A 14,423-nucleotide genomic window follows, 5' to 3' on the forward strand; every position below is an offset into this window, starting at 1 on the left:
AGATCCGAGCTCCCCCCTTCATCTTCTATTGTGAAAAATGGTAAAATAGACTGACAAAGGAGATGGATACATAATGAAAAATGAGTTGATTGAACGCTTCACACAGTATGTCAAGGTAGATACTCAATCAGATGAAGCCAGCGATACAACTCCGTCAACACCGGGACAGCTGGAATTGGCCAATCTGCTTGTGAATGAATTAAAAGAAATCGGCATGGACGATGTCTCAATTGATGATAATGGCTATGTGATGGCGACACTGCCTGCCAACACGAAAAAGGACATCCCGACCATTGGCTTCCTGGCTCATGTCGACACTGCTACTGACTTTACCGGCAAAAATGTACATCCGCAAATCGTGGAAAATTTTGATGGCAATGATTTAACGTTGAACGAAGACCTGAATGTCGTATTATCAGCTGTCGATTTTCCGGAATTGCCGGACTATAAGGAACATACACTGATCACGACAGACGGGACAACCTTGCTCGGGGCGGATAACAAAGCAGGCATTACAGAGATCATGACCGCAATGGCATACTTGATCAAACACCCCGAAATCAAACATGGGAAAATTCGCATAGCTTTCACCCCTGACGAAGAAATTGGGCGCGGACCGCATCAGTTTGATGTGGAACGATTCAATGCCGACTATGCCTACACCATGGATGGCGGACCGCTTGGGGAACTGCAGTATGAGAGCTTTAATGCAGCTGCTGCCAAAATCACGTTTCACGGCAATAGTGTCCATCCAGGCACGGCCAAAAATAAAATGGTCAACGCAGGCAAAATGGCCGCTGAATTTATGAACAAGCTGCCTGAACAGGAAGCACCCGAACATACAGAAAAATATGAAGGGTTTTATCATCTCCTATCGATCACCGGTGATGTAGAAAAAACCGTGGTATCCTATATTATTCGAGATTTCGACAAGGATAATTTTGAAGCACGAAAAGAAACAATGCGGAGCTTCACCAATGAAATCAACGCAAAATATGGGAAGGGATCTGCCGAAATTGCCATGAACGATCAGTATTACAACATGCGTGAAAAAATCGAGCCAGTCCAGGAGATCGTGGATATCGCTTACCAGGCTATGGAGAATTTGGACATCAAGCCACTCGTGAAGCCTGTACGGGGCGGAACTGACGGTTCACAACTTTCGTATAAAGGCTTGCCGACACCAAACATCTTTACCGGTGGCGAAAACTATCACGGAAAATTTGAATATATCTCAGTTGATAATATGGAAAAAGCAACGAATGTCATTATTGAAATGTGCCGATTATATGAGGCAAGATAACCATGATGAGATAGCCAGGTTCTTTCCATCGTGAACCTGGCATTTCACATGGCAAAAATCTGCTCCATGCTAAATTTAATCAAACATGTAATCAAAATAACTGTCATTCATTTTCTAAGTAATGCCATAGACCATTCCGAATAGAGCGTGTTATGATGAATCTTGGAAGTAAAATGAGAATGACAGAGGGGAATTGGATGTGCAAAAAAAGCTTCACGGTTGCATTAGCGCTATTTGCCATGCTGCTTCTGTTCACGGCCTGTAGTGATGAAGCATCAGAAGATCAACAGACCGCTGAGCCTGCACCAACAGATGAAACGGAAAGCAAAAATAAGGCAGAACCGGCTGTAAACCAAATACAGCTGCCTCAGGAGCACTTGCAAAAAAACGATACGGGTGACACCGTACAATCGCTGCAGAAAGCCTTGAATAAAGTCGGCTATTCCATTCGTCCAAATGGGACATATGATAACATAACGACATGGGCTGTCACAGACTATCAAATACAGCAGGAGTCATTGCCTGTCACTGGAATTTACGACGACACGACCAAGGATGCACTCAATCATTCACTCGAAAACAATTCAGACATCAAGCCTGGTGCGGGTCTTGAAGCGCCCGGGGATGAATCTGATCAGGTTGATAACCCGCATGAAATCCTGGTACTTGTAAACAAGGGCAATGCATTGCCGGATGGATTTGAACCTATAAATCTGGTTGTACCGGATGTTCACTTCCCATTTGAAGATTTTTTGCCTAAAAAACAAATGCGGCAAGTGGCAGCCACAGCCTTGGAGGATATGTTCGAATCAGCGGATAATGCAGGACTTGAATTATTTGCCCAATCCGGATACCGCTCCTACGAAAGGCAAGATGCCATTTTTGCTGCCAATGTTCAGGAGCACGGTGAGGAGGCCGCCAACAATTTCAGTGCACGGCCGGGAGAAAGTGAGCATCAGACCGGCCTGACAATGGATGTGACCAGTCCGGATATCAATTATCAATTAATCGAGGAATTCGGTGAAACTGATGAAGGAAAGTGGCTTCAGGAGCATGCTGCAGAATATGGGTTCATCATCCGATATCCGGAAGGCAAGGAAAATATCACTCAATATCAGTATGAACCATGGCATTTGCGTTATGTCGGTGAAAAAGCCGCTGCTGAAATCATGAAGAAAAATATGACACTTGAGGAGTATTTAGGGGAGTGACCGAGAATGAAGGCGCATCGTCGTCAGACACACGCGCCTTCTTTTTATGTATTTGCTTGCTCCTTCTCTGCCACTTGTTTGACGCGATTCAGAAATCGAGTGACAACCTTGTTGCTGGCAGCAAGCTTTACAAGAAGTTTCAGATACCATTTTAACGGCTGACTTGTTGTCTCGTAACGGAAATACGTTTTGTTCTCGCCTAATTTTTTCAGCTCATAGTAGGCTGTTATTTGAAACGTGTTGGCAAGTGTAAAACCGACCTTCATTTCTTTATAATCCGGTTCATTCTTGTAAAGGAATGTTTCGACATCGTATTCCTCGATGCGCTTTCCTTCCTGAAATTTTTGCCTGTAGATGCTGCCTGCACCCTCTTCGGTGACCTTAACCGGTTCATGTGCAACCACATTCGGCATGATTTTTTGCATATCCTCCAGCGAACCATCAAATAGCTTCCAGATATGTCCAATAGGTGCATCAATCTCGATATCATTTGACCATTTTTTCACTAAAACCACTCCTCTAGCTTCCATTATACCAATGGAGGCAACTCGAAAATAGGCCAAAAGAAAAAAGTTTTCCCTGGAAAAGAAAGGCATACTTTTCGTTTAAAATGCTTCAAAATCATTAGTGCAATAATAACAAAGAAAATGATGTTTTCGACCCGTTCATAGAAAAAAGTTGTTTGGATAATTCATAGTATTTTTCAGGTATATATCACCTCTGTGTTTGTTCAGCAATGCTTTGATCGGTCTCGATCTTGGTAATAACACCATCGGACCAAATGCAAGTGCGATCAGGAATAATAGGAGACTCAAAACATACCAGCCTTGACTGAATAAATACGGTTACAGTGTATCAGCAGCCCATCCAGCATACCGCTTCAAAATCACATCCGCTAATCAGCTTATGATCCACTAAATCTATTTGAACGAATTAGCCGATGCCCCCGTAAAAGCAAAATACTGAATGTTTGTATGATTGTATCTGTTCTTTATTTGCTGAGAATAATTCAATCAAATAAGACATAAACAAATAAAATTCAACTATTTATGCATTGTTATGGAAAAAATTGCTTATAGCGGAAATGGAAGATATAATGTACCAAAAATGATAAGGAGAGAAAAGCATGTTAACTGTTAAAGAGGTTGCAGAAAAACTGTCTATCGCACCATCTACAATCCGTTATTATGACGATCAGGGGTTGCTTCCTTTTATTCAGCGCGATAAAAATAGCTATCGTCTTTTTAAAGAAGATGAATTATTTTGGCTGGAGTTAATCGAATGTATGCGATCAACCGGAATGCCTATCAAAACCCTCCGCCATGTAGCGCATTTACATATGCAAGGGAAAGAAACATTAGCAGAGAGAAAACGAATTTTTAAAGAGCATCGTGAAAAACTGCATAAGCAAAAACAAGATATCGATGTAGCATTGGGAAAACTAGAAGTCAAAATGAAATTGCTGGATTCTCTATAATTTGGTGAAAACCCATTTATTTTTATTTCAGCTCCCTGCAATGCTTCTTAGTTTCTTGCTCACATATGATCCCTTTCACCAACACGATATTGATTGATATCTCATAACATTAAACGACATATTTTGTTTCGGCTAAAAATAATTTCACCACCTATCATTTTTCACATTCAAAGATCTTGCATTAAAGTGAACTTTAACGTTTATTCTGTATAAACAATGAGACAGTGGCAGACATAAATTTTAAAAGGTTTCAAAGCAGAAATAAAGCTAGGAAAGATGTCATCATTTACGACAATAATCTGCTAAAACAAAAGAACACGGTGCTTATCCCATTATTTATAATTAACAACTGAATCAACTACATGTAATGGGTACATCAAGCTGTCTGGAATAGTCAGAAGATATATGAGGGGGATTCGATTCAGCATGAATCAATTGAAATATTTAAATTTCGGACACATAGAGGGATTTAACAGCTTATCTGCTGAAAACAAAGATTTGTTTATTGATGTATATAAAAAGCATATTAGCAGTATTCATGTTGAAAAGAGAGGGGAGTACTCAGAAACCAATATAAAATCGGTATATCTTAATCAGGATGGTAACTTTTGGACAACCTTCAAAAATGGTACAACACTTACGTATAAAACGGACAGTTCATTTATTGGAGAACCCTTTGCCGATATCGGGATAACTAAAGATGAAATAGCAAATCTCAAGAATGTCATAACGGGTTTCAAAAACCTTGAGACTGTATCTCTCAATATCATGGAAATTCTCTTCCAGGTGATACAGAAATGTTCTGCATCACCAAATCATAGCAGTGTTGAGACAAAAATTATTAATGAATCCTCAGAAATTGGAAGTGGATTAACATTTATCAGCAGGCTATTACAGGATAAAGACACATCAAAATCATCACTTGATGAGGATATCATGTTACCTGTTATTGAAGATGCAATATTCTTTATGAATAGCAGTGTTTTGTCTTTTTTAAACGATAAGGCTAGTCATGAACCGGAAAGTCCAGATAAACATATACAAGAGGGAATTACTATATTTTATGATTATTTAATTAAGAATGGTCTCCTAGTCAAGACATTTAAAGATTAACATAAAATCTAATATCTGGCTGAATAGAATGTGTCTGAATCGTTATAAGATTTATTTTCACCATGTTACAGCACCATGATGACCCAATCTGATCATGTCACCCCCCTTCGTCTTTGAAGTTCCTGCTGTATTTCCTTAATTTCCTTAAGAATCTGTTCCTGCTCCTCTTCACTTTCCGCCTCCATACTCATCAGCCGGGTCAGTCTTAACTCAAGTTCTTGTATGTCATTTTCCGAATCGCCCGGTTTTCGTTGTTTATGTTCCAAATATTCATCGTAACTTCCCTCATAGTCAAGTACTTGGCCGCCTCCAAGATCAATCATCCGATTGGCGGTTTTTTCAATCAAGTAACGATCATGGGAAACGATCATCAATGCTCCCGGATAGGCTTGCAGGACATCCTCAATCACTTCTTTTGTGTCCACATCCAAAAAATTTGTCGGCTCATCCAGCACAAGAAAGTTGGCACTGCTGAAATATAAATGGATAAATGCCACTCTGCATTTTTCACCCATACTGAGCGCCGAAATGCTTTTGAAGACTTCTTCTTGTGAAAACAGAAAACAGCCAAGAATCGTCCGTGCTTCTGACTCGGTCATCCCGGGTAATTCAAGTAAACTGTCCAGTATCGTTTTTCGATCATCCAAGTTGTCGAGCTCTTGGGCAAAGTAGCCGATGTTTGTCTGCGGGTTCCTTATTATTTGGCCTTCATCAGGCATAAGGTTTCCGGCAATCAGTTTCAGCAAGGTGGATTTGCCAGAGCCATTTGGACCGATGACGCCAATACGATCACCCCGATAAATAGACGTATCCAGATTAGAAAACAGCCGCTTTTACCTACCGTAAGCAAATGATAATTGCTCAATACGCACAAGCCTTCGTGCCGAAAAATAAGCATCATCAAGACGGACATTCACTTTTTGATCTGCTTGCGGTTTTTTGACCTGATTTTTTTCGAGACGTTCCAATTCTTTTTCCTTTGCCTTGAAACGGGAAACGTTTTTCTTTGCTTTGGAGCGTGCGAAATCATTTTGTCCCGCTGCCTTATGTGCCTGCTGAAACCATTGCTGATAATTGCGGATAGTGTTTAATAATGCTTCTTTTCTTTTTTGCTGTTTTTGATAGAGCATTTCCTGTGTCCGCCGTTCGACTTCCTTCTGGTTTCGGTATGCTGTATATCCACCTTCATAGCGCTTACAGGAATCCGGACTGAGCTCTAATATCGCATCGGCCGTCCGATCCAGAAAATAACGGTCGTGTGAAACGAACAATACAGCTCCGGAATAATGCACCAGCCATTCCTCCAGCCATTCAATGGTTCCTTTATCTAGATGATTGGTCGGCTCATCCATGATAATACACTCAGGTTTCTGCAAAATAAGCCGCGCTAACTGTGCCCGAGTTTTTTGGCCTCCGCTCAACTGATCATAAGGTTGATCCCAAACGGACGACGGAAGCTTCACCTGATGCAAGGCATTTTCAGCTTCCGGCTCCAGCTGATAACCATCATGATCCAAAAATGCACTGTAAATGTCTGTATATTTTTCCATATCCATTTCAGATTGCATGTGTAACGCTTCCATCTGCCTTTTAAGTTCAAAAACTTTGCCGGCTGCACTTTGGACAAATGCCATGACAGTTATCGAGAGGCTATAATCCGGATCCTGCTCAAGAATCCCCCAATGATCGGCTGGCACAAACCGCTCGACAGTCCCAGCATCAAACGGCACTTTTCCGAGAAGACCATTTAAAAGGGTTGTTTTTCCCGCGCCATTCCGGCCAAATAGCGCCAAATGTTCACCTTTCCTAAATGCTATATCAATATTGCGGAACAGTGTTTTACCATTCCACTCTTTACTGAGCCCTTTTCCTTTCAAAATAAACATATCCATACCCCCATTTGTTGAGCCTGCCTGTGGGCAAACGAAATGGGGATATGGATATACTTGTTCCTGGAAATGCTATGCGTTTATTGTCCGAAAAAAGTACACACATATCCCATCCGTTCCTAAAGGCAGAAACGTTTTGCTTGATCATTCAAACATGCGGAAAATGTGTGTTTACTTCATTTCGGACGGGTTCCTCCTCGAATTCATTTCTTTCTACTATCTTAATGGGATTGATTCATCATGTCAATGTTGCTTATAAACGCGCTTGTTTATTCATACGCTATTTTCATATCGCCAGGTTTGATCCATCCTTTTCGCCTGAACCATTCAGCAATCAGCAGACTGATAATTGCAGGCCCGACAACATGCAGCGCAACCATTGACCAAAAAACGTCCCATGTGAAGCCCATTGATTCAAACGTCATGATCTGTCCAACCAAACCGCTCGTTCCCATGCCTGCACCAAGGTCATTATTCGTTAACCCGAGCCAGACGGTTGCAAATGGAGCGAGAACAGCGCCGGCAATGGTTGGCGGGAGGATGATAACCGGCTTTTTTAAGACATTGGCGACTTGTAGCATTGATGTGCCAATACCCTGTGCCAAAAAACCGCCAAATCCATTATCCCGGTAGCTAGCTGCTGCAAAACCGACCATCTGTGCAGCACATCCGATTGTAGCCGCTCCCGCTGCCACCCCGTCAATTGAGAGCATAATCGCAATCGCGAGACTGGATATAGGCGCCGTTAAAGCCCAGCCCATCAGAACGGCAACGAGTATGCCCATAATAAACGGCTGCTGTGCAGTCGACCAGTTGATGATTTCACCAAACCAGACCATGAATGTATTGATCGGAGGGCCAATGAACGTCCCGACTACAAATCCGATAAAAATGGTAACAAATGGTGTCACGATAATATCGACACACGTTGTTTTATAGACAATTTTTCCAAATTCCGTTGCAAACAATGCCGTCACATAACTTCCAGCCGGTCCGCCAAGTTCCGCACCAAACGCCCCGGCAAACAGCGCTGAAAAGAGTACAAGCGGTGGTGCCTTCAAACCATACGCAATCGCCACTCCAATGGCGCCGCCCATGATTTTAGTCTCCATGGCATATCCGCCCATCTCAACCATAAATTCAAAGCTTTCAAACCCAAGCGCAACTGCCTGCTCCCCTACCGTCTGAATAATAAGACCAATAATTAAAGATGAAAACAGCCCCAGTGCCATGTAGCTTAACGCCGTAATGACGTACGCTTTAATCGACAAGGAAACCCCTTTTTGATACAAAAACGTTTTCATTTTTCTCTCTCCCTATTTGTGAAATGATTCACATTTATCTGGATGGTAATCCTTAATTATTTAAACTTCCTTACTTATTATTACGTGATTTTCTTCACATATCAAGGGATTTTCAGAAACAATTTGACTTTCCACATCCCTTATGTTGAATGCCCTTATTTTTTAGTAGTCAACCATCATTCATTCCCGTACTTGGCAGCATTCCCCGCACGTCCGTAAAGGTTCGATTTTGCTCAGCAAACATTTAAAGTTCGTCATATCCTGTGCGGATATATCGGCTTGCTGAATCAGGTTTGGCTTTATAATTCCGGCGTTTAATATTGCGATTTTGTATTTTATCAGCTACAATTTAATTGAAAATGATTATCAATTGTCAACATATATCACATTAAAAACCATTCTGGGAGGTTCTCACATGAAACCAATAAGGCAGGCAACAGCGTTGCAAAAGGTAATCAGCGAGCGCAGAGCTGTCAAAAAGCATTATAATAATAAACCTGTAGCAGAGGAAACCGTCATGGATTTATTGGAAAATGCTGTCTGGGCACCTAATCATGGCATGCGGCAGCCTTGGCGTTTCATTTTTGTCGGACCTGAGCACGCAGACGCTTTTGCTGAAAAAATCGCAGCCACCTACCCGAATGAAAGAAAGCAAAATCGTTTAGAATACCTTAGGGAGCCGACTGCTTTTCTGATTATCGTGATGGACAAAGCCGACAGTCAAAAACAGTATGACGAAAATTTCGGTGCAACTGCATGCATGATTCAGAACTTTTGGCTGCTCGCCTGGGAACAGCAGCTTGGTGTTGTCTGGAAAACCAATTCACATATTTATGATCCGAAAGTCAAACGAATATTAAATGTAGAGGAACATGAAAAAATCGTTGGCTTTCTGCATCTTGGTTATTTTGATGAAAAACCTGCCAAACAAGATCGCATATCAGCTGTAGATAAATTCACCAGGTTCGAAGGTTAATGGCATGAAAAAGGCTGTACCATTAAGGAGCAGCCTCACTTTTGTGCTATTGTTTTCATCTGCTGATATTCCTGCTGTTCTGTTGATTTCTCCTATCTTCTGCAGATATTTCCACCCTTCTGCAGTTACTTCTGCTCTATAAGCATATTCCGGAACAGGTCACACCACTATTCCTCATCCCATACAGCACTCTTCAATTTGCTGTTCTGCTCATGACGTTCAATGGCCAGCTCGATCAAATGGTCAATCAGCTCCGGATAGGCAATACCGCTAAGTTCCCATAGTTTTGGATACATGCTGATTCGAGTAAAGCCAGGTAATGTATTCACTTCATTTACATAGACTTCCCCATCCTCAGTCAGGAAGAAATCCACACGAGCAAGGCCCTCACATTCAAGTGCCTTGAACGCTTCTACAGCTGTTTTTTGCAGTTTTTCAATTTCATCATCCGACAATTCAGCCGGTATTTCCAGGACTGCTCCGGTTTCATCGATATATTTGGATTCATATGAGTAAAATTCGGTTTGTGGTAAAATTTCACCTGGCAGCGACGATTTAGGTTCATCATTTCCTAATACAGCACACTCGATTTCCCGGCCCACCAACGTTTCTTCAATAACCACTTTTTGATCATACTGAAACGCCTCATCAACCGCTTGATCAAATTCCGCTTTTGTTGATACTTTGCTGACACCGACAGATGAACCTTGATTGGCCGGTTTGACGAACATCGGTACACCTACTTGCTCTTTCACCTCTGAAAAATCAATCTGATCTCTTTTGGCACGTGAAAATGCCAAGCCATCCGCCACCTTGATTCCAGCAGCCTTCAGTAATCGTTTGGCAATATCTTTATCCATGCAAATCGCCGAACCCAATACACTAGTCCCGACAAACGGCAGATTCGCAATCCGCATCATTCCCTGCAGACTGCCGTCCTCACCCAACGTGCCATGAACAATCGGAAACACCGCATCCAATTGATCAAGCATTCCTGCGTCTGCTGCCTTAACCAGCTGGTGATCTGTTTCACCAGGCACGATGGCGACTGCCTCATTGGATTTGTTCAACTGAATCAATTTTGGATTTTCCGCATTAATCAGGTAAGATGATTTGTCATTGATATGCCACTTCCCTTGTTTATCAATCCCAATCAAAACAACATCATATTGATCTTTATCAATCGCATCGACAATATTTTTAGCTGATTGCAGTGACACTTCATGCTCAGCAGATTTGCCGCCAAAAATAATTCCGATCTTTCTCTTTGGCATCCTCAGAACTCCCTTTTAAGAAAAGATGTATATATCTAAAATAGCATATTACAGCATGTTTGAAACAGCATATTTCATTATTTTTCAAAAACCTCTTGACACCAGCAGAAATCAGCCCTATTATAGTTAACAATAATTTTATTCGAATGAAGCTATGATGAAGAGTAGTAATCTGTCAATTGCACTTAAGAGAGTCGGTGGCTGGTGCGAACCGATGTGTATGATAGATGAATGGACTTCTGAGCTCCCAAACCGAACCAATTTTGCAGTAGGCTTTGGCGATCAGGTCTCATCGTTACACGAGACAACTATTAAGCTGATGCTTGATAGTGCCAGAGTGAGCTGTTTTTCAGCTAATAAAGGTGGTACCACGGGTTCCTCGTCCTTTTCGGATGGGGAGCCTTTTTGTATTTGGAGACGGTGAAGCATCCTGCCAGAGGTTAGCGGTCAGATTGATGGAAATCGTCGAGTCAGCCGATTCCAACAATAGTGCTTCATCCCCTTATGCTGGGAATTTTTTAAAACTGTATATACCAAATTGTCGAGCAAGAGAAGTAGGCTTTCGTGAAGCGTACAAGAGAGCCGGTGGTGGTGTGATACCGGTACGTGAATCATAGCTGAATGGACTTGCGAGAGGTTTCCTGAATGACAGTACGGAAACACGGCGCTCCGCCGTTACACGGATAGGATATAGGAAGATAGTACCGGCAGGCAGCTTGGATGAACAATGCTTGCCGGCCAGAGTTTCCCGTATCTGAACAAAGGTGGGGATCCACTTATGATCTCCAAAAGAGGTGGCACCGCGGTCACAATCGTCCTCTGCAACACATGTCATATGTGTTGCAGGGGATTTTTTTATTTTTTAAGACCATGAAAGGAGTTTGCGGAGATGAAAACACTGCCCTATAAGTATATAAAACAAAATGCTGACACATTGACCCCCATTGGCATTTACGAAAACCTCTATGGCAGGAAAAAATTTTTATTGGAAAGTTCATTTCAGCATGAAGAAAAAGGCAAGTATTCCTTTATCGGGGCGAACCCTTATAAAGAATTCAAAGGGAGTTACGATGCCACAACGATTCTGCATTGTGAAAAAGAAACCGCTGAGTACCGAAACGAACCTGTTCTATCTGTTTTACAGCACGAAATGCCCAAATGGAATATTGAACTGCCATTTCCGTTTTTAGGAGGTGCGGTCGGTTATATTGGATATGATACAATCCGAAACTTTGAAAACATTGGAGAGGATTTACGTGATGATATTGACATGCCGGATATTCATTTAATGCTTTATCAAAACATCATCATTTATGACCATCGCGATGAATCGGTACTTCTAATAGCGACAAACCTGGATCAGCAGCCGGAACACGTGCTGGATGAAAGGCTGACAACTTTAAAAAAAGCATTAATTCCGTTCCCGACGGCAGGTGTATCAGCTGATGACGATATTGTCTTCCAGCCCGAAATGGATCAACAACATTTCATGCGCAACGTGGAAATCGCAAAAGACCATATCAGGCAGGGAGATATATTTCAGGTTGTGTTATCACAACGGATGAAGGCGGAAATGCACAGTGACCCTTTTACATTTTACCGGAAACTGCGAAAGGCCAATCCATCTCCTTACATGTTTTATATCGATTTTGAAGATTATGTCGTGTTGGGGGCATCACCGGAAAGTCTGGTTGAAATAAATGGTCGGGACGTGATCACCAATCCGATCGCCGGAACGCGTCCGCGCGGGAACACTAAAGAAGAAGATGATGCTCTGACAAAGGAACTGCTGTCTGATGAAAAGGAAATATCGGAACACCGGATGCTTGTTGATTTAAGCCGGAATGACCTTGGCCGTGTTTGTGAAATTGACAGTGTCTCAGTACCAACGTATATGAACGTGGAAAATTATCAGCACGTTATGCACATCGTATCGAAAGTTCACGGGAAACTGGCTTCCCATTTCACAAGTATTGATGCTCTGGTCGCCTGTTTGCCTGCCGGTACGGTTTCAGGTGCACCCAAAATCCGCGCTATGCAAATCGTCAATGACCTGGAAGAGGCCAGACGCGGTGTTTATGCCGGTGGTGTCGGATATATCAGTTTCAATTACGACTTAAACATGGCGCTTGCGATTCGGTCACTCGTTGTAAAGGGCAATTTTGCCTATTTACAAACTGGTGCAGGCATTGTCTATGATTCAGATCCGGAAACCGAGTACAACGAAACTTTAAACAAAGCCAAATCTTTAATGGAGGTGACAAGCTATGATGTTACTCATTGATAATTATGATTCGTTCACTTTCAATATCTATCAATACGTTGCCAGTGAAGGTGCTGAAGTTAAAATCTTTCGAAATGATCAACTTACCATTGAAGGTATTTCGGAAATAAACCCGGAAGCCATCATCCTGTCGCCCGGACCCGGTACACCAGATCAGGCTGGTATCTGTCCGGACATTGTGAGAGCTTACTACGGGAAAATTCCAATCCTCGGAATCTGCCTGGGGCATCAAGTGATCGCTGCAGCGTTCGGAGGATCGGTTATCCAGGCAAACACGATTAAGCACGGAAAAACGTCCCTGATTACACATAATGGACACGGCCCTTTCAGTTATCTCACACAGCCGCTTGAAGTGATGCGCTATCATTCACTTGTCATTGACCGAAGCACACTGCCGGATGAGCTAAAAATTACCGCCACATCACTGGAAGATAATGAAATCATGGCCATTAAACACCGACAGTACCCTGTCTATGGTATACAATTTCACCCGGAATCGATAGGCACATCTACCGGGAGAAAAATGATTCGAAACTTTTTACAGGAAATCGGAAAGGAGCCTACTTATGAAAAACTATCTTGAAAAATTGCTGAATCAGGAAAATCTCACCTTACAGGAAATGAAGGATGCTGCCACCATATCATTTGATGATCACATAACCGAAAATGAACTCGCATCATTTCTGACTGCATTAAGCGCTAAAGGGGAAACACCTGAAGAAATCGCCGGTCTTGTGGAGGTTATCCGGAAACAATCCAGCCAAACAACCAGCAGGCTGGCTGATGTGATGGATAACTGTGGTACAGGGGGGGATGGCTCACACAGTTTTAACATCAGTACGACTGCAGCATTTGTGCTGGCCGGTGCAGGTGTAAAGGTTGCCAAGCACGGCAATCGCAGCATCTCAAGTAAGACCGGCAGTGCTGATGTACTGGAGCATCTGGGCATCTCGCTATCTTTTGCAAAAGAACATGTGGAGGAGATCCTAGAGGAAAATCATATTGTCTTCTTATATGCTCCCCACGTTCACCCTGGTATGAAGCGATTTATGACCGTCCGGAAGAATCTAGGTATCCCAACAATCTTTAATCTGATTGGGCCGCTGACAAATCCGGTAACGCTGGACACGCAGCTCTTAGGGACTTACCGGCGAGATATGCTGCCCTCGCTTGCAGAAGCATTAAACCAGCTGGGAAGAAAACGCGCACTTGTTATCAATGGTGCAGGGTACATGGATGAAGCATCACTGGCCGGCGAGAATCATATGACTTTGCTGGATAAAGGGAACATCACGTCATTCACCCTGCATCCGTCCGAGGTCAATTTGCCTGTCTGTCCTAACGAAGCAATCCGGGGCGGGGACGCTAAGGAAAATGCTGCCATTTTACTGGATGTTCTAAACGGAAAACCAGGACCTTATTACGATACAGTTCTCCTCAATGCCGGCCTTGGTTTATTTGCGCAAGGCACTGCAGCTTCGATTGAGGATGGCATAACGAAGGCAGATGAAAGCATTCAAAGCGGTGCAGCGATGGAAAAACTTCAGCGGCTGATTGACTACAGCAGCAAAATTTCAAGTGAGGTGATCTGA

13 protein-coding genes and 2 other annotated features are annotated in these 14,423 nt (G+C 42.6%); of the genes, 8 read left to right on the forward strand and 5 right to left on the reverse strand.

Going from position 1 to position 14,423, the window contains the following annotated elements:
• Nucleotides 1-73: 73 nt before the first annotated feature.
• Nucleotides 74-1,303, forward strand: coding sequence for a peptidase T (gene pepT / locus BM195_RS08605; protein WP_090236611.1), 1,230 nt, complete (start codon nucleotides 74-76; stop codon nucleotides 1,301-1,303).
• Between the two features lie 197 nt (nucleotides 1,304-1,500).
• The gene (locus BM195_RS08610; protein WP_090236613.1) at nucleotides 1,501-2,514 is read left to right on the forward strand and encodes a D-alanyl-D-alanine carboxypeptidase family protein; all 1,014 of its coding nucleotides are present in this window, start codon (nucleotides 1,501-1,503) and stop codon (nucleotides 2,512-2,514) included.
• Between the two features lie 44 nt (nucleotides 2,515-2,558).
• Here BM195_RS08610 and BM195_RS08615 read toward each other — a convergent pair whose 3' ends face one another.
• Nucleotides 2,559-3,020, reverse strand: coding sequence for an SRPBCC family protein (locus tag BM195_RS08615; protein ID WP_090236616.1), 462 nt, complete (start codon nucleotides 3,018-3,020; stop codon nucleotides 2,559-2,561).
• 620 nt (nucleotides 3,021-3,640) lie between these two features.
• On the opposite strand from BM195_RS08615, the gene BM195_RS08625 reads away from it, so the two are divergent.
• Nucleotides 3,641-3,991, forward strand: a complete 351-nt coding sequence (locus tag BM195_RS08625) for a MerR family transcriptional regulator (protein ID WP_090236618.1) — start codon at nucleotides 3,641-3,643, stop codon at nucleotides 3,989-3,991.
• Between the two features lie 426 nt (nucleotides 3,992-4,417).
• On the forward strand, nucleotides 4,418-5,104 hold the full coding sequence (locus BM195_RS08630; RefSeq protein WP_090236621.1) for a hypothetical protein: 687 nt from the start codon (nucleotides 4,418-4,420) through the stop codon (nucleotides 5,102-5,104).
• A gap of 92 nt (nucleotides 5,105-5,196) precedes the next feature.
• On the opposite strand, the gene BM195_RS18540 is transcribed toward BM195_RS08630, so the two are convergent.
• The 3 genes from BM195_RS18540 to BM195_RS08640 all read right to left on the reverse strand — a co-directional run bounded on the left by BM195_RS18540 (nucleotide 5,197) and on the right by BM195_RS08640 (nucleotide 8,297).
• A complete protein-coding gene (locus BM195_RS18540; RefSeq protein ID WP_342028028.1) occupies nucleotides 5,197-5,931 on the reverse strand; it encodes an ATP-binding cassette domain-containing protein in 735 nt (244 codons plus the stop codon).
• A gap of 6 nt (nucleotides 5,932-5,937) precedes the next feature.
• A complete protein-coding gene (locus BM195_RS18545) occupies nucleotides 5,938-6,990 on the reverse strand; it encodes an ATP-binding cassette domain-containing protein (protein ID WP_244535711.1) in 1,053 nt (350 codons plus the stop codon).
• Nucleotides 6,991-7,262: 272 nt separating this feature from the next.
• Nucleotides 7,263-8,297 carry a PTS sugar transporter subunit IIC gene (locus tag BM195_RS08640; RefSeq protein ID WP_090236624.1) on the reverse strand — a complete coding sequence of 345 codons (1,035 nt, stop codon included), beginning with the start codon at nucleotides 8,295-8,297 and terminating at the stop codon, nucleotides 7,263-7,265.
• A 415-nt stretch (nucleotides 8,298-8,712) separates the two neighbouring features.
• Between BM195_RS08640 and BM195_RS08645 the strand changes: the two genes are divergently transcribed.
• Complete coding sequence (locus tag BM195_RS08645) at nucleotides 8,713-9,273, forward strand: nitroreductase family protein (RefSeq protein WP_090236627.1); 561 nt, start codon at nucleotides 8,713-8,715, stop codon at nucleotides 9,271-9,273.
• 167 nt (nucleotides 9,274-9,440) lie between these two features.
• Here the strand turns inward: BM195_RS08645 and ddlA are convergent, their stop codons facing one another.
• On the reverse strand, nucleotides 9,441-10,547 hold the full coding sequence (ddlA, locus tag BM195_RS08650) for a D-alanine--D-alanine ligase (RefSeq protein WP_090236630.1): 1,107 nt from the start codon (nucleotides 10,545-10,547) through the stop codon (nucleotides 9,441-9,443).
• Nucleotides 10,548-10,692: 145 nt separating this feature from the next.
• Nucleotides 10,693-10,937, forward strand: a binding site (T-box leader).
• Between the two features lie 142 nt (nucleotides 10,938-11,079).
• Nucleotides 11,080-11,370, forward strand: a binding site (T-box leader).
• A gap of 66 nt (nucleotides 11,371-11,436) precedes the next feature.
• On the opposite strand from ddlA, the gene trpE reads away from it, so the two are divergent.
• From trpE to trpD, 3 genes are read left to right on the forward strand one after another with little or no spacing between them, the layout of a single operon-like run.
• Nucleotides 11,437-12,831 (forward strand): anthranilate synthase component I, encoded by a 1,395-nt coding sequence (trpE, locus tag BM195_RS08655; protein ID WP_425283903.1) that lies wholly within the window; start codon nucleotides 11,437-11,439, stop codon nucleotides 12,829-12,831.
• Nucleotides 12,815-13,414, forward strand: coding sequence for an anthranilate synthase component II (locus tag BM195_RS08660; RefSeq protein ID WP_090236633.1), 600 nt, complete (start codon nucleotides 12,815-12,817; stop codon nucleotides 13,412-13,414). The genes trpE and BM195_RS08660 overlap by 17 nt, the downstream gene beginning before the upstream one ends.
• Nucleotides 13,398-14,423, forward strand: a complete 1,026-nt coding sequence (trpD, locus tag BM195_RS08665) for an anthranilate phosphoribosyltransferase (RefSeq protein WP_090236636.1) — start codon at nucleotides 13,398-13,400, stop codon at nucleotides 14,421-14,423. The genes BM195_RS08660 and trpD overlap by 17 nt, the downstream gene beginning before the upstream one ends.

The sequence above is a fragment of the Lentibacillus halodurans genome (genome assembly GCF_900112045.1).
In the GTDB taxonomy this organism is placed as follows: domain Bacteria; phylum Bacillota; class Bacilli; order Bacillales; family Amphibacillaceae; genus Lentibacillus; species Lentibacillus halodurans.

Excerpts from the sequence above, each read along its gene's own strand:
- BM195_RS18545 (WP_244535711.1), bottom strand. The coding sequence starts at position 6,990 with ATGTTTATTTTGAAAGGAAAAGGGCTCAGTAAAGAGTGGAATGGTAAA.
- BM195_RS08630 (WP_090236621.1), top strand. The coding sequence starts at position 4,418 with ATGAATCAATTGAAATATTTAAATTTCGGACACATAGAGGGATTTAAC.
- BM195_RS08640 (WP_090236624.1), bottom strand. The coding sequence starts at position 8,297 with ATGAAAACGTTTTTGTATCAAAAAGGGGTTTCCTTGTCGATTAAAGCG.
- trpE (WP_425283903.1), top strand. The coding sequence starts at position 11,437 with ATGAAAACACTGCCCTATAAGTATATAAAACAAAATGCTGACACATTG.
- BM195_RS08610 (WP_090236613.1), top strand. The coding sequence starts at position 1,501 with ATGTGCAAAAAAAGCTTCACGGTTGCATTAGCGCTATTTGCCATGCTG.
- BM195_RS08645 (WP_090236627.1), top strand. The coding sequence starts at position 8,713 with ATGAAACCAATAAGGCAGGCAACAGCGTTGCAAAAGGTAATCAGCGAG.
- BM195_RS08660 (WP_090236633.1), top strand. The coding sequence starts at position 12,815 with ATGATGTTACTCATTGATAATTATGATTCGTTCACTTTCAATATCTAT.
- BM195_RS08625 (WP_090236618.1), top strand. The coding sequence starts at position 3,641 with ATGTTAACTGTTAAAGAGGTTGCAGAAAAACTGTCTATCGCACCATCT.
- ddlA (WP_090236630.1), bottom strand. The coding sequence starts at position 10,547 with ATGCCAAAGAGAAAGATCGGAATTATTTTTGGCGGCAAATCTGCTGAG.
- pepT (WP_090236611.1), top strand. The coding sequence starts at position 74 with ATGAAAAATGAGTTGATTGAACGCTTCACACAGTATGTCAAGGTAGAT.
- trpD (WP_090236636.1), top strand. The coding sequence starts at position 13,398 with ATGAAAAACTATCTTGAAAAATTGCTGAATCAGGAAAATCTCACCTTA.